The following is a 22,884-nucleotide window of genomic DNA, read 5'->3' as shown; positions in this document are numbered from 1 at the left end:
ATTATTGCTTGTCTTGCTGCATTTTGGCTTTCAGCTGTGCCAGTTGCTCGCTGATTTCATCATCCGCTTTCAGGTCGGCAAACTGCTGATCCAACGTTTTCTGTTTGCCAAAGTTGTGGCTTTCCGCTTCAGCTTCCATGTGGTCGATACGACGCTCGAAAGATTCAAAACGTGCCATCGCTTCATCCAGCTTACCGCTATCCAGTTGACGGCGCACGTCTCGGGATGAGCTTGCCGCCTGATGACGCAGGGTCAGCGCCTGCTGACGAGCGCGAGTTTCGCTGAGCTTGTTTTCCAGCTCGCCAATCTCTTTTTTCATGCGTGTCAGCGTATCGTCAACCAGCGTCACTTCATGTTCCAGAGAGCCAATCAGATCGGTCAGTTTCTGCTTCTCAATAAGGGCGGCACGGGCCAGATCGTCTTTCTCTTTGCGCAGCGCCAGTTCCGCTTTCTCCTGCCACTCAGTTTGCTGAGCCGTCGCCTGCTCGATGCGACGTGATAACTGTTTCTTTTCCGCCAGCGCACGTGCCGAGTTGGAACGCACTTCCACCAGCGTATCTTCCATTTCCTGAATCATCAGACGAACCAGCTTCTGCGGATCTTCCGCTTTCTCAAGCAGCGCGTTGATGTTGGCATTCACGATGTCGGCGAAACGAGAAAAAATACCCATAATTCTATCCTCACATTTTTCTGATGTCGGGCGATGCCCTGCTGATTCACTAATACAATCTGCGTGCCAACTTTTTAATCCATTGATTTGGAAAAAGATGTACAGTTTTACCTCGACAAGAAAACAGCGTAAAGTGGTGAAATACACCAACATGTGGCGAAATTCATCATGGCAGAATACAAAGATAATTTGTTAGGGGAAGCCAACAGCTTTCTGGAAGTCCTGGAGCAGGTTTCCCGTCTGGCACCGCTGGACAAGCCGGTATTGATCATCGGCGAGCGCGGAACCGGTAAAGAACTGATTGCCAACCGCCTGCATTATCTCTCCTCTCGCTGGCAGGGACCGTTTATTTCACTCAACTGCGCAGCGCTGAATGAAAATCTGCTCGACAGCGAACTGTTCGGTCATGAAGCCGGCGCGTTTACCGGCGCGCAAAAACGCCATCCGGGACGCTTTGAACGGGCCGACGGCGGCACGCTTTTTCTGGATGAACTCGCCACGGCCCCAATGCTGGTGCAGGAAAAACTGCTCAGAGTCATTGAATACGGCGAACTGGAGCGCGTCGGCGGCAGCCAACCGTTGCAGGTGAACGTGCGTCTGGTTTGCGCCACCAATGCGGACCTTCCGGCGATGGTCAACGAAGGTACCTTCCGCGCGGATCTTCTGGACCGTCTGGCCTTCGACGTGGTGCAACTGCCGCCCTTGCGCGAGCGTCAGGCCGATATCATGCTCATGGCGGAACACTTTGCCATTCAGATGTGTCGTGAAATTCGCCTGCCGCTGTTTCCCGGCTTCACATCGCATGCCAGAGAGGCGCTGCTGAACTATGCCTGGCCGGGGAATATCCGTGAATTAAAGAACGTGGTGGAGCGCTCGGTATACCGACATGGTACTAGCGAGGTGCCGCTTGATGAGATTGTGATCGATCCGTTTAAACGCCACATGCCGACACCGCCCGCCGCAGAAACCTCGACACCGGGCCCTTCACTTCCCCTCGATTTACGCGAGTTTCAGCAGCAGCAGGAGAAAACATTACTGCAAACGAGCCTGCAACAGGCAAAATTTAATCAGAAACGGGCGGCGGAATTGTTGGGCCTGACCTATCACCAACTGCGCGCATTGCTCAAAAAACATCAGATTTAGCGCTTTCCGCCTCTTGATTGCGCATATTTGCGCCAGTTATCCGCAGACATTTGTACCTGGCAGGCGATAGTGCGATACACTTTGCAAATCGTATCTAAAAACCTTAAAAATTATGCGCCTGGTTATATCGTCTCTGATCGTGATGGCTGGACTTCTGAGTGGTCAGGCCGCTGCTGCGCCTGAAACAGCCCCACAGGAAGACATCCGCGACAGTGGTTTTGTCTATTGCGTAAGTGGACAGGTCAATACCTTCAACCCGCAAAAAGTGAGCAGCGGGCTTATTGTTGACACCCTCGCCGCCCAGCTCTATGACCGACTACTGGATGTCGATCCCTATACCTATCGTCTGGTCCCGGAACTGGCTGAAAGCTGGGAAGTGCTGGATGACGGCGCAACTTACCGCTTCCATCTGCGTCGCGATGTCGCGTTTCAAAAAACGGCCTGGTTTACGCCAACACGTAAACTGAATGCTGACGACGTGGTTTTTACCTTCCAGCGCATCTTTGATCGCAACCATCCCTGGCATAACGTTAACGGCGGTAATTTCCCCTATTTCGACAGTCTACAGTTCGCCGATAACGTGCAGAGCGTGCGTAAGCTTGACAGCAACACCGTGGAATTTCGTCTGACGAAACCGGACGCGTCTTTCTTATGGCACCTGGCAACCCACTATGCCTCCGTGATGTCGGCTGAATATGCCGGACAACTGGCAAAACAGGATCGCCAGGAACAGCTTGACCGCCAACCGGTCGGTACCGGTCCGTTCCAGCTTTCCGAGTATCGCGCCGGACAGTATATTCGCCTGCAACGGCATGAAAAATTCTGGCGGGGCAAACCGCTGATGCCACAGGTGGTGGTGGATTTGGGCTCTGGCGGAACCGGGCGTTTATCTAAACTGCTCACCGGCGAATGTGACGTCCTGGCCTGGCCTGCCGCCAGCCAGTTGACTATTCTGCGTGACGATCCGCGCCTGCGTCTGACACTGCGTCCGGGGATGAACATCGCCTACCTAGCGTTTAACACTGACAAACCCCCGCTGAATAACCCGGCGGTTCGCCACGCGCTGGCGCTGGCCATTAATAACCAGCGCCTGATGCAGTCCATTTATTACGGCACAGCGGAAACAGCGGCCTCTATTCTACCTCGCGCCTCGTGGGCGTATGACAACGAGGCTAAAATTACAGAATACAATCCGGCCAAATCCCGCGAGCAGCTTAAAGCGCTGGGGCTGGAGAATCTGACGTTGCGGCTTTGGGTGCCAACCAGCTCCCAGGCGTGGAACCCCAGTCCGCTGAAAACGGCGGAACTGATCCAGGCGGATATGGCGCAGGTTGGGGTGAAAGTGGTGATTGTACCGGTTGAAGGTCGTTTCCAGGAGGCGCGGTTGATGGACATGAACCATGATCTGACGTTGTCCGGATGGGCAACCGACAGTAACGATCCGGACAGTTTCTTCCGCCCGTTACTCAGCTGCGCGGCCATCAATTCACAAACCAACTTCGCCCACTGGTGCGATCCGGAATTTGACAACGTGTTGCGCAAAGCGCTCTCTTCTCAGCAACTTTCTGCACGTATTGATGCGTATGATGAAGCGCAGAACATCCTCGCCAAAGAGTTGCCGATCCTACCGCTCGCCTCGTCGCTGCGTCTGCAGGCCTATCGATATGACATTAAAGGTCTGGTGTTGAGTCCATTTGGTAACGCCTCTTTCGCCGGCGTGTCGCGCGAAAAAAGCGATGAGGTGAAAAAACCATGATTATCTTCACCCTGCGTCGTTTGCTGTTGTTGATGGTCACGCTGTTTTTTCTGACCTTTATCGGCTTCAGTCTCAGCTATTTCACGCCGCATGCGCCGCTTCAGGGGGCATCGTTGTGGAATGCGTGGGTGTTCTGGTTCAATGGTCTCATCCACTGGGATTTCGGCGTCTCCAGCATCAACGGACAGCTTATCTCTGAACAGCTCAAAGAAGTGTTCCCGGCCACCATGGAACTGTGCACGCTGGCGTTCGGCTTTGCGCTGATGGTGGGGATTCCGGTGGGTATGCTGGCGGGTATCACCCGTAACAAATGGCAGGATCGCCTGATCAGCGCCCTCGCCCTGCTCGGTTTTTCGATCCCCGTATTCTGGCTGGCACTGCTGCTGACCCTTTTCTTTTCGCTGAACCTCGGCTGGCTGCCGGTATCTGGCCGTTTCGACCTGTTGTACGAAGTTAAACCGGTCACGGGTCTCGCCATTGTTGACGCCTGGATCTCTGACTCCCCCTGGCGTGATGAGATGCTGATGAGCGCCGTGCGTCATATGGTATTGCCGGTGCTAACGCTGGCAGTTGCGCCGACCACGGAAGTGATTCGCCTGATGCGCATCAGTACCATTGAGGTGTTCGATCAAAACTACGTTAAGGCAGCGGCTACGCGCGGTCTGTCACGGTTTACGATCCTGCGCCGCCATGTGCTGCATAATGCGTTACCGCCAGTGATCCCGCGTCTCGGCCTGCAGTTTTCAACCATGCTGACGCTGGCAATGATCACCGAAATGGTTTTTAGCTGGCCTGGTCTTGGGCGCTGGCTGATCAACGCCATCCGCCAGCAGGATTACGCCGCGATTTCCGCTGGCGTGATGGTGATTGGCTCGCTGGTCATCATCGTCAACGTGATTTCCGATATTTTGGGTGCTATGGCTAACCCTCTGAAACATAAGGAATGGTATGCCTTACGATAGCGTTTATAGCGAAAAGCGCCCGCCAGGTACGCTGCGCACCGCCTGGCGCAAGTTTTACGGCGATACCACGGCAATGGTCGGCCTGTACGGATGTGCGGGACTGGTGGTGTTATGCGTGTTCGGCAACTGGTTTGCGCCGTACGGCATCGATCAGCAGTTCCTCGGCTATCAGTTGCTGCCGCCGTCCTGGTCACGCTATGGCGAAGTCTCCTTCTTCCTCGGCACCGACGATCTGGGACGTGATGTCCTGAGCCGCCTGCTCAGCGGCGCAGCCCCCACGGTGGGCGGCGCGTTTGTCGTTACGCTCGCCGCAACGCTGTGCGGACTGTTGCTTGGCGTCGTCGCGGGGGCAACGCACGGTCTGCGTTCCGCGGTGCTGAACCATATTCTTGATACGCTCCTGTCGATTCCGTCTCTGCTGTTGGCGATTATCGTCGTCGCCTTCGCCGGGCCGCATTTGACCCACGCCATGTTTGCCGTCTGGCTGGCGCTGCTGCCGCGCATGGTGCGTTCGGTCTACAGTATGGTGCATGACGAACTGGAAAAAGAGTACGTCATCGCGGCACGTCTTGATGGTGCCTCAACGCTCAACATTCTCTGGTTCGCCATTCTGCCCAATATTACCGCCGGACTGATTACTGAAATCACCCGCGCATTGTCGATGGCGATCCTTGATATCGCCGCGCTGGGTTTTCTCGATCTTGGCGCGCAGCTCCCCTCTCCAGAATGGGGGGCCATGCTGGGCGATGCGCTGGAGCTGATTTACGTTGCGCCGTGGACGGTGATGCTGCCCGGTGCGGCGATCATGATCAGCGTCCTGCTGGTTAACCTGCTGGGTGACGGCGTTCGCCGCGCCATCATTGCGGGGGTGGAATAATGCCGTTACTGGATATCCGCAACCTGACCATTGAATTTAAAGCCGGTGAAGAGTGGGTCAAAGCCGTCGACCGCGTCAGCATGACCTTAAGCGAAGGTGAGATTCGCGGCCTGGTGGGAGAATCAGGCTCGGGTAAGAGCCTGATTGCCAAAGCCATCTGCGGTGTCGCCAAGGACAACTGGCGCGTCACCGCCGACCGGATGCGTTTTGACGATATCGACCTGCTGCGCCTTTCGCCCCGCGAACGACGCAAGCTGGTGGGACATAACGTCTCAATGATCTTTCAGGAGCCGCAGTCCTGTCTGGATCCTTCCGAGCGTGTGGGTCGCCAGTTGATGCAAAACATTCCGGCCTGGACCTATAAAGGCCGCTGGTGGCAGCGCATTGGCTGGCGAAAACGTCGCGCCATTGAACTGCTGCACCGGGTGGGCATTAAAGATCATAAAGACGCCATGCGCAGCTTCCCCTATGAACTGACCGACGGTGAATGTCAGAAGGTGATGATCGCCATCGCACTGGCGAATCAGCCGCGACTGCTGATTGCGGACGAACCCACCAACGCGATGGAACCAACCACCCAGGCGCAGATCTTCCGTCTGCTGACACGACTGAATCAGAACAGCAATACCACCATTCTGCTGATCAGCCACGACCTGCAAATGCTCAGCCAGTGGGCGGATAAAATTAACGTGCTGTACTGTGGTCAGACGGTAGAAACCGCCCTGAGCAAAGAGCTGGTGACGACGCCGCACCATCCCTACACCCAGGCGCTGATCCGCGCTATTCCTGACTTTGGTAGCGCCATGCCGCACAAAAGTCGTCTTAACACGATGCCCGGAGCCATCCCTTTGCTGGAACAATTGCCCATCGGCTGTCGTCTGGGGCCGCGCTGTCCCTATGCACAGCGCGAATGTATTGAAACGCCGCGTCTGACCGGGGCGAAAAACCATCTCTACGCCTGTCATTTCCCGCTAAACATGGAGAGAGAGTGAGATGGTCGAGACCTTACTCGAAGTCCGCAATCTGAGTAAAACCTTCCGCTATCGGACGGGCTGGTTTCGTCGCCAGACCGTGGAAGCGGTAAAGCCGCTGAGTTTTACACTACGCGAGCGCCAGACGCTGGCTATCATTGGTGAGAACGGCTCCGGTAAATCGACGCTGGCCAAAATGCTGGCGGGAATGGTGGAGCCGACCGGCGGTGAGTTACTGATTGACGATCATCCGCTCGAATTTGGTGACTATTCGTTTCGCAGTCAGCGTATCCGCATGATTTTCCAGGATCCGTCAACCTCGCTGAATCCCCGTCAGCGTATTTCGCAAATCCTCGATTTTCCCCTGCGCCTGAATACCGATCTTGAGCCGGAACAGCGACGCAAACAGATCATCGAGACCATGCGGATGGTGGGACTGCTGCCCGATCACGTCAGCTACTATCCACATATGCTGGCACCGGGACAAAAACAGCGTCTGGGACTTGCCCGCGCGATGATTCTGCGTCCGAAAGTGATTATTGCCGACGAGGCGCTGGCGTCACTCGATATGTCGATGCGCTCGCAGTTAATCAACCTGATGCTGGAATTGCAGGAGAAACAGGGCATCTCATATATTTACGTCACCCAGCATCTTGGCATGATGAAACACATCAGCGATCAGGTGCTGGTGATGCACCAGGGGGAAGTCGTCGAACGCGGCAGTACCGCGGATGTACTGGCCTCTCCGCTGCATGAACTGACGAAACGCCTGATAGCCGGGCATTTTGGGGAGGCCTTAACGGCGGATGCGTGGAGAAAGTATTGATTGAATGAGGTTGGATCAGTACAGACAGCGACAGCTGGTATAATAGAAAAGTGCTGGTTTTCTGCTCTTTGGCGCGAACCACTTTCAGCACGATGTAAAAATCACGTGACAATTCATGCGTATAGTGGGCTATAATTTTGGCCTGCTCTCTATTTATTATGGCTTTTCATACCATAACCATATGAATACAAAGCCAAAATAAGCAATAACATAAGGATTTAAGCTATGGGTTTTCTTTCCGGTAAGCGCATTCTGGTGACCGGTCTTGCCAGCAAACTTTCCATCGCCTGGGGTATCGCGCAGGCGATGCACCGCGAAGGCGCGGAACTGGCATTCACCTACCAGAACGAAAAGCTGAAAGGCCGCGTGGAAGAATTTGCTGCTCAGCTGGGTTCAAACATCGTTCTGCAGTGCGATGTGGCAGAAGATGAAAGCATCGACACCATGTTCGCAGAGCTGGCCAAAACCTGGCCGAAATTTGACGGTTTCGTTCACTCTATCGGTTTTGCCCCTGCCGACCAACTGGACGGTGATTACGTGAACGCGGTCACCCGCGAAGGTTTTAAAATCGCTCACGACATCAGCGCCTACAGCTTTGTGGCGATGGCAAAAGCCTGCCGTTCTATGCTGAATCCGGGCTCTGCCCTGCTGACGCTCTCCTATCTGGGTGCTGAGCGCGCGATCCCGAACTACAACGTGATGGGTCTGGCGAAAGCGTCTCTGGAAGCAAACGTCCGTTACATGGCGAATGCGATGGGTCCGGAAGGTGTGCGTGTGAACGCGATCTCTGCGGGTCCAATCCGCACGCTGGCGGCTTCTGGCATTAAAGATTTCCGTAAGATGCTGGCGCACTGCGAAGCTGTCACCCCGATTCGTCGTACTGTGACCATCGAAGATGTGGGTAACTCTGCGGCGTTCCTGTGCTCCGATCTGTCTGGCGGTATCTCCGGTGAAGTGGTTCATGTTGACGGTGGCTTTAGCATCGCTGCAATGAACGAACTGGAACTGAAATAATCGGTCAGATTTCCTCTGTGGGCGGCGCTCTGCCGCCCATGTTCCCTCGCTTTCTCCGCAATATAGCTTTTTGATCTTTGTTATCACGCAACAATCTTTCATCCCTTCCCCCGCTTACGCCAGGATAAAGCAGCGAAAACGATCCGGCGTGATTCGACGACGACGTGTCCGGGTCGCCACATACAGACCAAGGAACGCCCATGGAACAACGCCGATTCACCGGCAAAAGCCACTGGTATCATGAAACCCAGTCCAGCACTGGCCCGCAGGACGTGTTACCGCTGGTGCCCGAAGCCGCGCACGTTGACGATCGCTTTCTGTTGGATTTGGTGATACCTGAAGATGTGCTTATTCCCTTTCAGTCCTGGCTGCAACCGGCCCGCCAGTTGGCTCACGAACTGTTCCCTGATACCGTTTTGCCAAACCGCCTGCATACCTTTAGCGCCTATGAACGCATGAGTACCGCATTAACGGTCGCCCAGGTGTACGGCGTGCAGCGACTCTGTAACCATTATGCCGCCCGTCTGACGCCGCTTCCCGGCCCCGATTCGTCACGTGAGAGTAATCACCGACTGGCACAAATTACCCAGTACGCCCGCCAGCTTGCCAGTTCCCCCTCGGTGATTGATAACCGCGCACGCCAGCACCTACGCGACGTGGGTCTCTCCGCCTGGGATATCGTGCTGATAAACCAAATCATCGGTTATATCGGTTTTCAGGCGCGCGTCGTCGCTACCTTTCAGGCATGGCTAGGACGACCGGTGCGCTGGGTGCCAGGCCTGGACGTACAGTCATTCGCCGACGTCGGCCTATTCCTGCACCCCGACGCGACCTGGCATCCGGCGCACGAACAGATTGAACTGCGTTATGCAACGGCGGAACAGCTTGAGTGTCTGTCACGCTATCAGCCCATTACTTTCCTTCAGCCGATCGCCCCCAGTCTGCTTCACCAACCAACATTACTCACTCTGCTCGGCACCTTATTGAATAGCACATTGTCTGTTGAGTCCCCCGCGCACGATTTCACCACGCTGTTGACGTCTCGAATTAACGGTAGTGCAAGCTGCTTTAACCAACATGCGAAATCATCGGAAATCGCTGAATCACTGCGACAGAGCGAACATGAGATTGAGCGTCGGGAACGGCAACAGCCGGTTGAGCGTCCGTTGTTCCAGGCGATACAATGGCTGACGCGCGCCCCCGATCGTTTCAGTGCCGCTCAGTTCAACCCGCTCAGCGAATACTGTACGTCCGTTGAACAGGCAATCAATCTGTTAGCCTGGTCGGGTTTGTGCGGATGGATAAATCGTCTGAAAATCGCGCTGGGCGAGACGCATTAACCCCTTCATTGCCATAAAGAGCACTTGCCGCATCAGGTACTTTCGCGTAAAACTGTCAGCCGCTCTTATGGCCACGAAAATAGACAAATATGTTTCAGGACAACCCGCTGCTAGCGCAGCTTAAACAGCAACTGCATTCCCAGACGCCGCGTGCCGAAGGGGTGGTAAAAGCCACGGAAAAAGGCTTTGGCTTCCTGGAAGTCGATGCGCAAAAAAGTTATTTCATCCCACCGCCGCAGATGAAAAAAGTGATGCATGGCGACCGTATCATCGCCGTTATCCACACTGAAAAAGATCGTGAATCTGCGGAGCCGGAAGAACTGGTTGAGCCGTTCCTGACCCGATTTGTCGGTAAAGTGCAGGGTAAGAACGATCGCCTGTCCATCGTGCCGGATCATCCGCTGTTGAAAGACGCTATCCCCTGCCGCGCCGCGCGCGGTGTGGACCATGAATTTAAAGAGGGTGACTGGGCCGTTGCTGAAATGCGTCGTCATCCACTTAAAGGCGACCGCACTTTCTACGCCGAACTAACCCAGTTCATCACTTTCGCTGACGACCACTTCGTGCCGTGGTGGGTCACCCTGGCGCGACACAATCTTGAAAAAGAAGCGCCGGACGGCGTGGCGACAGAAATGCTGGATGAAGGTCTGGAACGCCAGGATCTTACTGCACTGAATTTTGTCACCATCGACAGTGCCAGCACTGAAGATATGGACGATGCGCTGTATGCCGAAGAACTGACCGACGGCAAGCTGCAACTGACCGTGGCGATTGCCGATCCTACTGCCTGGATCGCCGAAGGCAGTAAGCTCGATCACGCCGCGAAAATCCGTGCGTTCACCAACTATCTGCCGGGTTTCAATATTTCGATGCTGCCGCGCGAACTGTCTGACGACCTCTGCTCACTGCGCGCCCATGAAGTGCGCCCGGTGCTTGCCTGTCGCATGACCATAGCCGCAGATGGCACCATTGAAGATGACATCACGTTTTTCGCCGCGACGATTGAGTCAAAAGCAAAACTGGCTTACGACAACGTCTCTGACTGGTTGGAAAATAGCGGTAGCTGGCAGCCTGAGAGCGATGAAATCGCCCAGCAGATTCGTCTGCTGCAGCGTATCTGCCTGAGCCGCGGCGAGTGGCGTCACCACCATGCGCTGGTATTTAAAGATCGCCCTGACTACCGTTTTATTCTCGGCGAAAAAGGCGAAGTGCTCGATATCGTTGCGGAACCGCGGCGGATCGCGAACCGGATTGTCGAAGAGTCAATGATTGCCGCCAACATCTGCGCCGCACGCGTACTGCGCGACAAGCTCGGCTTTGGCATTTACAACGTTCACCTTGGCTTTGATCCGGCTAATGCTGATGCGCTGGCCGCGCTGCTGCAATCCCACGGGATGCATGTGGACGCCGAAGAGGTATTGACCCTGGAGGGCTTCTGTAAACTGCGTCGTGAACTGGATGCACAGCCGTCGGGATTCCTCGACAGCCGTATTCGTCGCTTCCAGTCCTTTGCGGAAATCAGCACTGAGCCAGGTCCGCACTTTGGTCTGGGCCTGGAGGCTTACGCCACCTGGACTTCACCGATTCGTAAATATGGCGATATGATCAACCATCGCCTGCTGAAAGCCGTCATCAAAGGCGAAAGCATTAGCCGTCCGCAGGAAGAGGTAACCGTGCAGATGGCAGAACGCCGTCGCCTGAACCGTATGGCAGAACGCGATGTTGGTGACTGGCTGTACGCCCGTTTCCTGAGCGATAAGGCCGGTACGGATACCCGCTTCGCGGCGGAGATTATCGATGTCAGCCGTGGCGGGATGCGTGTACGTCTGGTGGATAACGGCGCGGTTGCTTTCATCCCTGCCCCATTCCTGCACGCCGTGCGCGACGAACTGGTTTGCAGCCAGGAGAACGGCACCATCCAGATTAAGGGTGAAGCCGTTTATAAAGTGACTGATGTGATTGATGTCACCATCGCCGAAGTCCGGATGGAAACCCGCAGCATCATCGCCCGTCCGGCAGCCTGATAACCCACTCTGTAACGGCCTTTTTCTTTTCAGGAAAGGCCGTTTCTTTTCCCCAAATCGCCATTCTCTCACTACACTCTGACTGTCAGCCGGATATATTTTCAAGCGCACCTATGCTTTTTCCCGGTTCTGAATTACAAATAAATACATAAACAAAACAAGATGTTCAGCCATCACGAGTTTAACTGAACGGTAGCTACCCCCTTCCATGAGGGTTGTTCGTGCTTTTACGGGAGGGTGTTCATTGTGAAAGACATTCTGGAGTCCGCAACGTTGTATAGCTATATGGGCACTCACACGCCTTACTGGCGTTTGTCAGAAGATTCCAACACCCTACATTTGTCCGTTACCGAAGCGACCGATCGTACGGAGAGCGTTGAACTTGCGCCCGAGCAAGCCGAACGGATCCGCGAAATGACCGTCATCACATCCAGCCTGATGATGACGCTCCCCTTTGATGACAACGATATTCCGGTGCATTTGGTGGGCCGTAAAATCAGTAAACATGAATGGGCAGGCAGCGCATCGGCCTGGCATGATACGCCTTCTGTGGCGCGCGATCTGGTCAAAGGACTGTCGTTTGCTGAACAGGTGGTGTCTGAAGCCAACTCAGCCATCGTGATCCTCGACAGTCGGGGCAATATTCAGCGCTTCAACCGCCTGTGTGAAGAGTACACCGGGCTGAAAGAGCAAGAGGTCATTGGCCAGAGCGTCTTCAAACTTTTTATGAGTCGTCGGGAGGCCGCCGCCTCACGTCGCAACATCAGCGGCTTCTTTCGCAACGGCAATTCGTATGAAGTTGAGCTCTGGGTTCAAACCCGCAAAGGCCAGCGACTGTTTCTGTTCCGCAATAAATTTGTCCACAGCGGCAGCGGGAAGAATGAAATCTATCTGATCTGCTCCGGCACTGATATCACTGAAGAGCGGCGCGCGCAGGAGCGGTTACGCGTGCTGGCGAATACCGATACGATTACCGGTCTGCCAAACCGCAATGCTATCCATGAACTGATCAATGACGCTATCGGGAAAGCCGGTGATAGCCAGGTGGGCATTGTTTATCTCGACCTGGATAATTTCAAGAAGGTGAATGATGCCTATGGTCATATGTTCGGTGACCAGCTTCTACAGGCAGTGTCGTTAGCGATCCTGAGTTGCCTGGAAGAGAATCAAGTGCTGGCGCGTCTCGGCGGTGATGAGTTCATTGTACTGGCCAGCCAGACGTCGCAGAGTTCGCTTGAGGCGGTCGCCTCGCGGATCCTTACCCGATTGCGTCAGCCCTTCCGTATCGGCCTGATAGAAGTCTATACAGGCTGTTCTGCCGGTATCGCAATGGCACCTCAGCACGGCGAGAGCAGCGGCGACCTGATCCGCAACGCCGATACCGCGATGTACACCGTAAAAGAAGGCGGACGCGGCCAGTTCTGCGTTTTCTCGCCGGAGATGAACGAGCGCGTATTCGAATACCTGTGGCTGGACACCAACCTGCGCAAAGCACTGGAAAACGATCAGCTGCTGATTCACTACCAGCCGAAAGTGACCTGGCGAGGTGAAGTTCGCAGTCTTGAGGCACTGGTGCGCTGGCAGTCCCCAGAACGCGGGCTTATCCCGCCGCTGGAGTTCATCTCTTACGCCGAGGAGTCCGGGCTGATTGTGCCACTCGGCCGCTGGGTGATCCTCGACGTGGTGCGCCAGGTGGCGAAATGGCGTGATAAGGGTATTAACCTGCGCGTGGCAGTTAACATCTCTGCCCGCCAACTGGCCGATCAGACAATTTTCACCGACCTGAAGCGAGTGCTGCACGAACTCAATTTTGAATATTGCCCTATTGACGTCGAGCTGACAGAAAGTTGCCTGATTGAAAATGAAGCGCTTGCGCTGTCCGTCATTCAACAGTTCAGCCAACTCGGCGCCCAGGTACACCTCGATGACTTTGGTACCGGCTATTCCTCGCTTTCGCAACTCACGCGGTTCCCGATTGATGCCATCAAGCTGGATCAGGTTTTCGTCCATGACATTCATAAAAAATCGGTATCGCAGTCAATGGTCCGTGCGATCGTCGCGGTGGCGCAGGCGTTAAATTTACAGGTGATTGCCGAAGGGGTGGAGAGTGCCAAAGAGGATGCTTTTCTGACAAAAAATGGCGTCAATGAACGACAAGGTTTTTTATTTGCCAAACCGATGCCTGCCGCCGTGTTTGAGCGCTGGTACAGACGTTATCTCAACAAGAAAAAGCGTTAAGTGGCTAAGAAGATTCCCCCGGGCGAAACAGAAAGTTTCGCTTTTCGCCTTATACATATCTGTATGTAATAGCAGAATATATAATATTCCCTAAAGGTTCTGGCGAGGCTGAATTTTCCCTTCTCTTTTGCCATCATTTTTTGCATCATTGAATTCTCTCACTCTTTGACAAAGGACCCTCCCATGTCTGATATCGATGCTAAACGGGTTGCCGAGCGTATTGATACCGTGCTTGATATCCTGGTGGCCGGTGATGTCCACTCAGCTATCCATAATCTCGAAATTCTGAAGGCGGAATTGTTGAGTAACGTACAGGATGAAATCGTATCATCGCCGAACAAACCCCGGGCACCGTGGGAGATCTGATTTTTTCGCGCGCGGTTTACCGGCGTGTGTCGCCAGGATGTCGCACCGCCGCATGTGTTTAATCTTCGCGGTAGTATTACCGCTATAAAAACTAAAGCTATGAACTCCCGACAACAAAAAATTTTGCAAATGGTCATTGATAAAGGCCAGATGAGTGTCTCTGAGCTGGCCAAAATCACTGGCGTTTCCGAAGTCACCATTCGACAGGATCTGAACACCCTCGAGAAACAGAGCTTTCTGCGCCGTGCGCACGGTTTCGCCGTCTCACTGGATAGCGAAGACGTGGAAACCCGAATGATGACCAACTACACCCTGAAGCGTCAGCTTGCTGAGTTCGCGGCGTCGCTGGTCAATCCTGGCGAAACGGTGTTCATTGAAAATGGCAGTAGCAATGCCCTGCTGGCAAGAACGCTGGCGGAACAAAAAGACGTTACCATCATTACGGTCAGCAGTTACATTGCGCATCTGTTGAAAGAGACTCCCTGTGAAGTGATCCTGCTCGGTGGTATTTATCAGAAAAAGAGCGAAAGCATGGTGGGACCGCTTACCCGTCAGTTCATTCAACAGGTCCATTTCAGTAAAGCGTTTATTGGTATTGATGGCTGGCAGACTGAAACGGGCTTCACGGGTCGCGATATGATGCGCGCTGATGTGGTTAATGCCGTGCTGGAGAAAGGGTCGGAAGCCATTGTTCTGACCGACAGTTCTAAATTTGGCGCGGTCCATCCGTATACGCTGGGTCCTATCGAGCGGTTTAGCCGCGTAATTACTGATGCCAAAATCAGTGCCAGCGACCGTAAGCTAATGGAACATCGCGGCCTGACCGTTAATATCGTCGACGCTGAGTAAAATATCCGCAAATGATTTGCTCACCGCAGATCATTTGCGCTCTGAGACTATTCTGACTCCCGAATTAAGACTATTTACCTGTTGTTCACAGGCGAAAGTCGTAAAATTAATATTAGCGATATAACAGGAAGTGACTATCACCTGCGTGATATTACCCTGCGCAATAAGGTTTTACGGATGCCTCTTTAATGACAGATATTTTAACTATAGTTAAAGAGAGCTTACTTCCGTGAATCGTTAATTCAGGAGAAAGTATTATGTTTGTTACGAGCAAAAAAATGACCGCCGCCGTACTGGCGATTGCCCTGGCAATGTCTCTGAGCGCCTGCTCAAACTGGTCTAAACGTGACCGCAACACTGCTATTGGTGCAGGTGCAGGTGCATTAGGCGGTGCCGTCTTAACAGATGGCAGCACGCTGGGTACACTGGGTGGTGCCGCTGTCGGTGGTATTATCGGCCACCAGGTAGGTAAATAATCGTAAATAATCTACGGTTGTCCGGCTCGATATAATAATACGATTATTTTTTTCTGGTCTGCAGCACTACACAATTTATTTAGCAGTAGAAACTAAAGCCACGATATAACTATCGTGGCTTTTTCATCAACCGCCCGCCAGTTTCACTCTCAGACCTTTGGCTTCCAGCAACGACTTAATTAAATCGCGCTTATCACCCTGAATTTCAATTATGCCGTCTTTTACAGCACCGCCACAGCCACATTTTTTCTTCAGCTCTGCGGCCAGTTTGTTGAGCTCACTATCATCCAGATCGATGCCGGTAATCAGGCAAACACCCTTTCCTTTACGCCCGCTGGTCTGGCGCTGGATACGGACGATTCCATCGCCCTTCGGGCGTTCAGGTGCGGCTCTGGGTTCATCAATCCGTCCGCTCTCCGTGGAATAAACCAGACGACTGTTCGAATCGTTCATTACGCCTCCCGTTTCAGTGACGCGTTAATAGCCTTCAGCGTCTGCGCCGGGTCGTCAGACTGCGTCACCGGCCGCCCGATGACCATAAAATCAACGCCTGCCGCCAGCGCCTGCTCAGGGGTCATAATCCGCCGCTGATCGCCAGCAGCACTGCCCTGCGGGCGGATACCCGGGGTGACCAGTTTGAAATCATGTCCAAACACTTGCTTAAAACGCACCGCTTCCTGGGCGGAACAGACCACGCCATCCAGCGCACATTTCTGCGTCAATGCCGCCAGGCGCTCAGCGTGCTCCGCAGGTGACAGTGTCACGCCTATATCCGCTAAATCGCTGGCTTCCATACTGGTCAACACGGTGACCGCAATCAACAGCGGCGCATCCTTACCAAACGGCAGCAATGCTTCACGCGCTGCGGTCATCATTCTCGCTCCACCTGACGCGTGGACATTGACCATCCAGACGCCAAGATCCGCTGCGGCAGCCACCGCATGGGCCGTGGTGTTTGGGATATCATGGAATTTCAGATCCAGAAAGATATCAAAGCCACGCTGCTGGAGATCGCGAACCAGTTGAGGTCCAAACAGGGTAAACATCTCTTTCCCTACTTTCAGACGGCAGTCGCGCGGATCGATTCGGTCGACAAACGCCAGGGCGCGATCGCGGTTATTATAATCGAGAGCAACAACGACAGGAGAATCGGTAGCAGCGCGGGGAGAAGATGAAGCAGTTAACGTCATAACCAGGCCTTCTTGCTAAGGGGGCAAATGGGTAAACGGCGTGCATTCTACCTGTCAGGAGCAAAAATTAACAGACGTGATTATCCCCTGCCAGGCGATGTGGCACAGATGCCGATGCGAGGAGGTAAATTAATATATAAGTATGTTGTAACTAAAAACCGATCTTTTTAAAAATTACAGTCCATCAAGTCCGCGAATTGGCTTAATCGTTGACCATGCGCGACAGGAAGGACAGTGCCAGTACAGGGTATAGGCGGTGAAACCGCATTTAGAACAGCGGTAGCGCGGTTTGCTGCGTACCTGTTCGCCCACCATATCACGCAGCACCATCAGGCTCTCTTTCGCACGGCCCTCTTCGGCTTCGTTAAGGTGATAATCCATCAGCTTATGGAAGACGCGCATCGTCGGATGACGCTGGAGCTGGCGGGTAATATAGACCTGTGCGGTCTCCGTCCCTTCGCGAGTTTCGAGAATATCGGCCAGCATCAGTTCTGCGGCAGCACCGGTATTCTCTTCTACCGCACGGCGCAGGAATTCCGCCCATTCATCATTTTTGCCTAACTGTTGGTAGCAGGTCTGGAGCATTTCCAGCGTTTCGCTGACCAGTTCTTTATCCTGAGAAATCACCCGCTGGAGACATTCAACGGCCTTCGCGTAATCGCCCTTCGCCATCCAGACGCGGCCCATCATGATAGAAACCCTGGCACTATTCTTATCCGCCGCAGCCCCTTTTTTCAGCAGCGCCATGGCGCGATCCATGTCGTCGCTACCCATCTGCTGTAGCGCCAGTTCACAGTAAAAATGGGCGATTTCGATGCGCTGTTTGTCTTTACCCAGTTTGACCAGTCGTTCGGCAACCTCAATGGCCTTCTGCCAGTCGCTGGTCGCCTGATAAATCTGCAACAGTTGCTGCAACGCGCCTACGCGAAAATCTGTTTCATCAGTAAGCTGATTGAACATATCCTCCGCCCGGTCATACAAACCCGCGGCCATGTAATCACGCCCTAACTGCTGAACCGCCAGCAGTCGCTGTTCATAGGTCAGTGAGGCGCTTTCCATGAGGGTTTGATGAATACGGATGGCACGGTCAACTTCGCCGCGAGAACGAAACAGGTTTCCGAGGGTGAGATGAGCCTCAACGGTGCCGGTATCCTCTTTCAACATATCGAGGAACAGATCCACCGCTTTATCTTGTTGGTTGCTCAGAAGGAAGTTAACACCCGCGACGTAATCGCGGGAAAGACGGTTAGCTTCGTCCTGTTTTGTTTGTTGCGCACTTCTGCGACCCATATACCAGCCGTAGGCGGCGGCAACAGGTAAAAGCAGAAACAACAACTCCAGCATAAACGATTATTCCTTCGCGACCGACGTACCAGACGTCACCACAACGTCGGTCGCAGGCGAGAGCTGGTTTTCCAGTCGTTTAATTTTACGCTCAGCACGTACCAGAGAAACACGAACCCGCAGCCAGAAGAGGCCGCAGATCAACCAACCAATGGCGAAACCCGCAGCGAACAAAACGGCCAGCAAGGTTGAGATGCGATACTCGCCCTGAGCCAGCAGGTAATTAAACGTCACCTGCTGATCGTTCTGTGCACCCAATGTTACCGAGATAACAAATATCGCCAACACCAGTAAGAAAATGAGTAAATATTTCACATTACTTCCCGTTATGTGGTTTAAGCGAATAAATCGTGTTCAACTTACCGCATTTAGCCTTTTAAATTACCATTTTCACGGCGAGTGCGAAATGGGAAAGCAGTCGGCTATCGGATGATTTAAGGGCAAACCGGGCAAAATCAACCCCGGTCAGCTGTTTTGCTCGCGTTCAACAATCTCCTGCCTTTCTTCCGGCGGCGGCGTGAGTGGCCCGCAGAACCGCTGCGCAAGCCAGGTGGCCAGCGTGACCAGCGCCCAGGAGATCAGCGTCGCGACCACCAGATCGCGCGGCCAATGCATACCCAACAACATGCGACTGCCCATGACACCCGTCGCCCATACCAATAAAATTGCAATTGTCACCGTTCGCCGACGCGGCCACAACAACCCCACGGCGAGCAGCGCCCAGCTTGCAGCAAACATCGTGTGGCCGGACGGAAACGCAAACCCGGTCTCTTTTTGCCAGTGCTGGCGTAAAAACAGCGGAATATCCTGCTGCGTTGAGAGTTGCTCTTTCACCAGGTCACCACGATCTTTACGTTTTAAAGTGTAGAACTCATCAACCGGGATATGATGCGTTTTTTCCAGCCATATCACGAAAGGACGTGGTTCCTGTACCCGGTCCTTAACCCACGATTTGACCCCCTGGCCAATCAGGATGGCACCCGCCAGAATAGTAAAAAGCATCACCGCCGCTTTAAGACGAAAGCGTAAGCACCAGAGGAACCAGCCGCAGAGAATGACATGCGTGATGATGCCCCAGGGTTGGGTGACCGTTTCCGTTATCCAGTACATCGCTTTTAGCCACCCGGAATCCTGACCCGGTTGCCAGCGCCAGCCGGACACCCACACCGCAGCGGGCATAATCAGCAATAATCCCGCACCAGCCGCAGTACGCTTTGCAATCGACAGAATGAACACCTCTTTGACGGATAAGTGTCACAATCATAACCGAAAAATCCCCTGTCCGGGGAAATTGACAGATTTGTGCCATTCCCATGACTTTGCGTGGCAGCGATTAGGTGAAGTCCGTTGCCTTATGGCAAAATAAGAAGATAAGCCAACAGGCAACGGCACAACATCGCGTGCCGGCATTATCTGGAGAAATACATGCAGCTTAAACGAGTGGCAGAAGCCAAACTGCCAACCCCATGGGGCGATTTCCTGATGGTGGGATTTGAAGAACTGGCAACCGGGCACGATCACGTCGCGTTAGTGTATGGTGATATTTCAGGTCAGACGCCGGTTCTGGCCCGTGTCCATTCAGAATGTCTGACAGGTGATGCCCTGTTCAGTCTGCGCTGCGACTGTGGTTTTCAGTTAGAGGCCGCCCTGACGCATATCGCGGAAGAAGGACGCGGTATTCTGCTTTATCATCGCCAGGAAGGACGTAACATCGGCTTGCTCAATAAGATTCGCGCCTATGCGTTACAGGACCAGGGCTACGACACCGTAGAAGCCAATCATCAGTTAGGGTTTGCCGCAGATGAACGTGATTTCACCCTTTGCGCAGATATGTTTAAGCTGCTGGGTGTGGATGAAGTGCGACTGCTTACCAATAACCCGAAGAAAGTCGAAATTCTTAGTGAAGCAGGAATTAATATCGTCGAACGCGTTCCGCTGATTGTTGGCCGTAATCCAAATAATGAACATTATCTGGATACTAAAGCGGCCAAGATGGGCCACCTGTTGAGCAAATAAGCAATACGTTAAAAAAGCCTGCATCGTATCATGCAGGCTTTTTCCCTTTTACTTCAGCATGTTACGAATCACATAATGCAAAATGCCGTCGTTCTGGTAGTAAGTTAATTCGGTCGCCGTATCAATACGACAGCGACACTGCACCACCTCTTTCCGCCCATCGGCCCGGGTTAACGTCACCGGCACCGTCGCGCCAGGCTTCAGATTTTGCAGATCGGCAATGTCGATCGCCTCTTCCCCGGTAAGTCCCAGCGTTTTGCGCGTCACGTCCTGCGGGAATTCCAGAGGCAGGATCCCCATACCAATCAGGTTGGAGCGGTGGATTCGTTCGAATGACTCCGCAATGACCACACGGATCCCCAGCAGTCGTGGCCCTTTCGCGGCCCAGTCACGACTGGAACCCGAACCGTACTCTTTGCCGGCAATCACTGCCAGCGGGATATTCTCCTGCTGATACTGCATTGCCGCATCATAGATAGACAGCACCTCTGTGCCGGGAAGATGTCGCGTCATTCCCCCCTCCACACCCGGCACCATTTCGTTGCGGATACGGATATTAGCGAACGTCCCGCGCATCATCACTTCATGATTCCCACGTCGCGAGCCATAGGAGTTAAAGTCTTTGCGCTCTACCCCGTGGTTTTGCAGATAGCGCCCGGCAGGACTGTCAGCCTTAATGCTTCCGGCAGGGGAAATGTGGTCAGTGGTTACCGAATCCCCCAGCATCGCCAGAATGCGCGCGCCGCGAATATCGGTCACCGGTGCAGGCTGCGTCTGCATATCATCAAAGAACGGCGACAAGCGAATATAAGTCGAGTCGTTTTGCCAGCCGTAAGTGTCTGAGCGGTCAACGTTGATCGCTTTCCACTCTGGCGTCCCTTCGAACACTTCCGCATATTCTTTATGGAACATCTCTGAGGAGACCAGCTCCACCGCACGGGCGATTTCCTGCGCCGACGGCCAGATATCTTTCAGGTAGACCGGATCGCCTTTGCGATCGTGGCCGAGCGGCTCTTTCTCCAGATTGATGTTCATATTGCCTGCGAGGGCGTAGGCGACCACCAGCGGCGGTGACGCCAGCCAGTTCGTTTTCACCAGCGGGTGGATACGACCTTCAAAGTTACGGTTGCCCGACAACACGGCGCCTACAGTCAGATCGCCCTTCTTAATCGCGGTCTCGATGGGTTCCGGCAGCGGCCCTGAGTTACCAATACAGGTTGTGCATCCATATCCCACCAGGTTAAAACCCAGCTCATCGAGATACGGCGTCAGTTTCGCTTTTGCCAGATAATCCGACACCACTTTCGACCCCGGTGCCAGCGAGGCTTTCACCCAGGGCTGGCGCTTCAGTCCCAGCGTGACGGCTTTTTTCGCCAGCAAACCGGCAGCCATTAACACGCTTGGGTTTGAGGTGTTGGTACAGGAGGTAATGGCAGAGATCACCACAGCCCCGTCCGGTAATTGATATGACCGGCCGTTCAGCACATACTCCACGGGCTGACGATCTTTCTGCGCAGTGTTCAGCTCCAGCTCGCTGCTGGCGGCAAAGGCTTTCGGCACATCACCCAGCGCGACGCGATCCTGCGGACGTTTCGGTCCGGCGAGGCTCGCCTCCACATCATTCATATCCAGCGCCAGGGTGCTGGTGAAGACCGGTTCATCGCCGGTGTTGCGCCACATGCCCTGCACTTTCGCGTATTTTTCAACCAGTTCGATTTGATCTTCGCTGCGCCCGCTCAGCCGCATATAGTCCAGCGTCACACCGTCGATCGGGAAAAAGCCGCAGGTCGCGCCATATTCCGGCGACATGTTGGCAATAGTGGCACGATCGGCCAGCGGTAAGGAATCCAGACCGTCGCCATAGAATTCGACAAATTTTCCCACCACGCCGTGCTTACGCAGCATCTGGGTGACCGTTAACACAAGGTCCGTTGCGGTGATCCCCTCACGCAGCTTTCCGGTCAGTTTGAAGCCCACCACATCCGGGATCAACATCGAGACAGGCTGTCCCAGCATCGCAGCTTCAGCCTCGATACCGCCTACCCCCCAGCCCAGAACGCCCAGACCGTTAATCATGGTGGTGTGCGAGTCGGTGCCGACCAGCGTATCCGGATAAGCCACCCACTCACCGTCCTGTAATTCACTCCAGACCGCTTTGCCGAGGTATTCAAGGTTAACCTGGTGACAAATGCCGGTTCCCGGCGGCACGACGCTAAAGCGACTAAAAGCCTGCTGGCCCCATTTCAGAAACACATAGCGCTCGTGATTACGTTCCATTTCGAGACGTACGTTCTCTTCAAAGGCATCGTCATCGCCAAAATGGTCAACGGTGACGGAGTGGTCGATAACCAGATCAACCGGCGACAACGGGTTTACTTTCGCGGTATCGCCGCCCAGGCGCTTCACCGCTTCGCGCATCGCGGCGAGATCCACTACCGCCGGGACACCGGTAAAATCCTGCATCAATACGCGCGCAGGACGATAGGCAATTTCGCGATCGGCATGGGCGGTTTTTAACCACCCTGCCAACGCCTGGATATCCTCTTGGGTGACGGAATCGCCGTCCTGCCAGCGCAACAGGTTTTCCAGTAAGACCTTCAGTGATTTGGGCAAACGGGTGATATCGCCCAGCGACTTCGCAGCCAGCGGCAGACTGTAGTAGTGGTAGGTTTTGTCTTTGGCCTGCAGTGTGTCCTTACTGGCTTCTCGTAGGGTTGACGACATAGCTCCTCCTTAATGACAGGGTTACGGCTCCCTGATTCTCTTCAGTGTGAATATTAAAGATAACACAAACACAATGTAACGTTTTGATAACAACCCGA

At 54.0% G+C, this 22,884-nt stretch carries 21 protein-coding genes; 14 read left to right on the top strand and 7 right to left on the bottom strand.

The genetic code is table 11. The features are described from left to right. Nucleotide 1: 1 nt before the first annotated feature. A complete protein-coding gene (gene pspA / locus I6L53_RS10100) occupies nt 2-670 on the bottom strand; it encodes a phage shock protein PspA (RefSeq protein ID WP_042318759.1) in 669 nt (222 codons plus the stop codon). Between the two features lie 168 nt (nt 671-838). Here pspA and pspF point away from each other — a divergent pair, with 168 nt between their 5' ends. The 13 genes from pspF (at nt 839) to osmB (ending at nt 15,512) form a co-directional block, all read left to right on the top strand. Next, on the top strand, nt 839-1,813 hold the full coding sequence (gene pspF / locus I6L53_RS10095) for a phage shock protein operon transcriptional activator (protein ID WP_042319031.1): 975 nt from the start codon (nt 839-841) through the stop codon (nt 1,811-1,813). 112 nt (nt 1,814-1,925) lie between these two features. Then, nucleotides 1,926-3,569, top strand: coding sequence for an ABC transporter substrate-binding protein SapA (sapA, locus tag I6L53_RS10090; RefSeq protein ID WP_042318757.1), 1,644 nt, complete (start codon nt 1,926-1,928; stop codon nt 3,567-3,569). Next, nucleotides 3,566-4,531 (top strand): peptide ABC transporter permease SapB, encoded by a 966-nt coding sequence (gene sapB, locus I6L53_RS10085; protein ID WP_042318755.1) that lies wholly within the window; start codon nt 3,566-3,568, stop codon nt 4,529-4,531. The genes sapA and sapB overlap by 4 nt, the downstream gene beginning before the upstream one ends. Next, nucleotides 4,518-5,408 carry a peptide ABC transporter permease SapC gene (gene sapC, locus I6L53_RS10080; RefSeq protein ID WP_042318754.1) on the top strand — a complete coding sequence of 297 codons (891 nt, stop codon included), beginning with the start codon at nt 4,518-4,520 and terminating at the stop codon, nt 5,406-5,408. Before sapB ends, sapC begins: the two co-directional genes overlap by 14 nt. Beyond that, the gene (gene sapD / locus I6L53_RS10075; RefSeq protein WP_042318753.1) at nt 5,408-6,400 is read left to right on the top strand and encodes a peptide ABC transporter ATP-binding protein SapD; all 993 of its coding nucleotides are present in this window, start codon (nt 5,408-5,410) and stop codon (nt 6,398-6,400) included. Before sapC ends, sapD begins: the two co-directional genes overlap by 1 nt. Nucleotide 6,401: 1 nt before the next feature. Then, the gene (sapF, locus tag I6L53_RS10070; RefSeq protein WP_042318750.1) at nt 6,402-7,205 is read left to right on the top strand and encodes a peptide ABC transporter ATP-binding protein SapF; all 804 of its coding nucleotides are present in this window, start codon (nt 6,402-6,404) and stop codon (nt 7,203-7,205) included. 225 nt (nt 7,206-7,430) lie between these two features. Continuing rightward, on the top strand, nt 7,431-8,219 hold the full coding sequence (gene fabI, locus I6L53_RS10065) for an enoyl-ACP reductase FabI (protein ID WP_042318748.1): 789 nt from the start codon (nt 7,431-7,433) through the stop codon (nt 8,217-8,219). Nucleotides 8,220-8,419: 200 nt separating this feature from the next. Then, a complete protein-coding gene (locus I6L53_RS10060; protein WP_042318746.1) occupies nt 8,420-9,559 on the top strand; it encodes a carboxymuconolactone decarboxylase family protein in 1,140 nt (379 codons plus the stop codon). 89 nt (nt 9,560-9,648) lie between these two features. Next, entirely contained in the window at nt 9,649-11,583 is a 1,935-nt protein-coding gene (locus I6L53_RS10055; RefSeq protein WP_042318743.1) for an exoribonuclease II, read from the top strand. A gap of 246 nt (nt 11,584-11,829) precedes the next feature. Further along, nucleotides 11,830-13,821: a cyclic di-GMP phosphodiesterase gene (gene pdeR / locus I6L53_RS10050; protein WP_042318742.1), complete on the top strand. Its 1,992-nt coding sequence runs from the start codon at nt 11,830-11,832 to the stop codon at nt 13,819-13,821. Nucleotides 13,822-14,004: 183 nt separating this feature from the next. Beyond that, nucleotides 14,005-14,187, top strand: a complete 183-nt coding sequence (locus I6L53_RS10045) for a YciZ family protein (protein ID WP_042318740.1) — start codon at nt 14,005-14,007, stop codon at nt 14,185-14,187. A 99-nt stretch (nt 14,188-14,286) separates the two neighbouring features. Further along, on the top strand, nt 14,287-15,036 hold the full coding sequence (gene yciT, locus I6L53_RS10040; protein ID WP_042319029.1) for a DNA-binding transcriptional regulator YciT: 750 nt from the start codon (nt 14,287-14,289) through the stop codon (nt 15,034-15,036). A gap of 257 nt (nt 15,037-15,293) precedes the next feature. Then, nucleotides 15,294-15,512, top strand: coding sequence for an osmotically-inducible lipoprotein OsmB (gene osmB, locus I6L53_RS10035; protein WP_042318738.1), 219 nt, complete (start codon nt 15,294-15,296; stop codon nt 15,510-15,512). A 126-nt stretch (nt 15,513-15,638) separates the two neighbouring features. On the opposite strand, the gene yciH is transcribed toward osmB, so the two are convergent. From yciH to pgpB, 5 genes are all read right to left on the bottom strand, one after another. Beyond that, nucleotides 15,639-15,965 (bottom strand): stress response translation initiation inhibitor YciH, encoded by a 327-nt coding sequence (gene yciH / locus I6L53_RS10030; RefSeq protein WP_042318737.1) that lies wholly within the window; start codon nt 15,963-15,965, stop codon nt 15,639-15,641. Continuing rightward, complete coding sequence (gene pyrF / locus I6L53_RS10025; protein WP_042318735.1) at nt 15,965-16,702, bottom strand: orotidine-5'-phosphate decarboxylase; 738 nt, start codon at nt 16,700-16,702, stop codon at nt 15,965-15,967. The genes yciH and pyrF overlap by 1 nt, the downstream gene beginning before the upstream one ends. Nucleotides 16,703-16,876: 174 nt before the next feature. Then, nucleotides 16,877-18,046, bottom strand: coding sequence for a lipopolysaccharide assembly protein LapB (gene lapB, locus I6L53_RS10020; protein WP_042318733.1), 1,170 nt, complete (start codon nt 18,044-18,046; stop codon nt 16,877-16,879). Between the two features lie 6 nt (nt 18,047-18,052). Continuing rightward, nucleotides 18,053-18,361, bottom strand: coding sequence for a LapA family protein (locus I6L53_RS10015; protein WP_042318731.1), 309 nt, complete (start codon nt 18,359-18,361; stop codon nt 18,053-18,055). Nucleotides 18,362-18,511: 150 nt separating this feature from the next. Next, entirely contained in the window at nt 18,512-19,276 is a 765-nt protein-coding gene (gene pgpB, locus I6L53_RS10010) for a phosphatidylglycerophosphatase B (RefSeq protein ID WP_042318729.1), read from the bottom strand. Between the two features lie 195 nt (nt 19,277-19,471). Between pgpB and ribA the strand changes: the two genes are divergently transcribed. Beyond that, nucleotides 19,472-20,062: a GTP cyclohydrolase II gene (ribA, locus tag I6L53_RS10005; protein ID WP_042318727.1), complete on the top strand. Its 591-nt coding sequence runs from the start codon at nt 19,472-19,474 to the stop codon at nt 20,060-20,062. A 48-nt stretch (nt 20,063-20,110) separates the two neighbouring features. Here ribA and acnA read toward each other — a convergent pair whose 3' ends face one another. Beyond that, a complete protein-coding gene (gene acnA, locus I6L53_RS10000) occupies nt 20,111-22,786 on the bottom strand; it encodes an aconitate hydratase AcnA (RefSeq protein WP_042318724.1) in 2,676 nt (891 codons plus the stop codon). Nucleotides 22,787-22,884: the final 98 nt, after the last annotated feature.

This window comes from Citrobacter farmeri (assembly GCF_019048065.1).
Taxonomy (GTDB): Bacteria; Pseudomonadota; Gammaproteobacteria; order Enterobacterales; family Enterobacteriaceae; genus Citrobacter_A; species Citrobacter_A farmeri.
The sequence above is the reverse complement of the archived record's forward strand: the minus strand, read 5'-3'. Positions and strand labels throughout refer to the sequence as shown.

Bases quoted from the DNA above. Each gene is read 5' to 3' on its own strand.
- pspA (WP_042318759.1), bottom strand. From the start codon at position 670: ATGGGTATTTTTTCTCGTTTCGCCGACATCGTGAATGCCAACATCAAC.
- pspF (WP_042319031.1), top strand. From the start codon at position 839: ATGGCAGAATACAAAGATAATTTGTTAGGGGAAGCCAACAGCTTTCTG.
- sapA (WP_042318757.1), top strand. From the start codon at position 1,926: ATGCGCCTGGTTATATCGTCTCTGATCGTGATGGCTGGACTTCTGAGT.
- sapB (WP_042318755.1), top strand. From the start codon at position 3,566: ATGATTATCTTCACCCTGCGTCGTTTGCTGTTGTTGATGGTCACGCTG.
- sapC (WP_042318754.1), top strand. From the start codon at position 4,518: ATGCCTTACGATAGCGTTTATAGCGAAAAGCGCCCGCCAGGTACGCTG.
- sapD (WP_042318753.1), top strand. From the start codon at position 5,408: ATGCCGTTACTGGATATCCGCAACCTGACCATTGAATTTAAAGCCGGT.
- sapF (WP_042318750.1), top strand. From the start codon at position 6,402: ATGGTCGAGACCTTACTCGAAGTCCGCAATCTGAGTAAAACCTTCCGC.
- fabI (WP_042318748.1), top strand. From the start codon at position 7,431: ATGGGTTTTCTTTCCGGTAAGCGCATTCTGGTGACCGGTCTTGCCAGC.
- I6L53_RS10060 (WP_042318746.1), top strand. From the start codon at position 8,420: ATGGAACAACGCCGATTCACCGGCAAAAGCCACTGGTATCATGAAACC.
- I6L53_RS10055 (WP_042318743.1), top strand. From the start codon at position 9,649: ATGTTTCAGGACAACCCGCTGCTAGCGCAGCTTAAACAGCAACTGCAT.
- I6L53_RS10045 (WP_042318740.1), top strand. From the start codon at position 14,005: ATGTCTGATATCGATGCTAAACGGGTTGCCGAGCGTATTGATACCGTG.
- yciT (WP_042319029.1), top strand. From the start codon at position 14,287: ATGAACTCCCGACAACAAAAAATTTTGCAAATGGTCATTGATAAAGGC.
- osmB (WP_042318738.1), top strand. From the start codon at position 15,294: ATGTTTGTTACGAGCAAAAAAATGACCGCCGCCGTACTGGCGATTGCC.
- yciH (WP_042318737.1), bottom strand. From the start codon at position 15,965: ATGAACGATTCGAACAGTCGTCTGGTTTATTCCACGGAGAGCGGACGG.
- pyrF (WP_042318735.1), bottom strand. From the start codon at position 16,702: ATGACGTTAACTGCTTCATCTTCTCCCCGCGCTGCTACCGATTCTCCT.
- lapB (WP_042318733.1), bottom strand. From the start codon at position 18,046: ATGCTGGAGTTGTTGTTTCTGCTTTTACCTGTTGCCGCCGCCTACGGC.
- ribA (WP_042318727.1), top strand. From the start codon at position 19,472: ATGCAGCTTAAACGAGTGGCAGAAGCCAAACTGCCAACCCCATGGGGC.
- acnA (WP_042318724.1), bottom strand. From the start codon at position 22,786: ATGTCGTCAACCCTACGAGAAGCCAGTAAGGACACACTGCAGGCCAAA.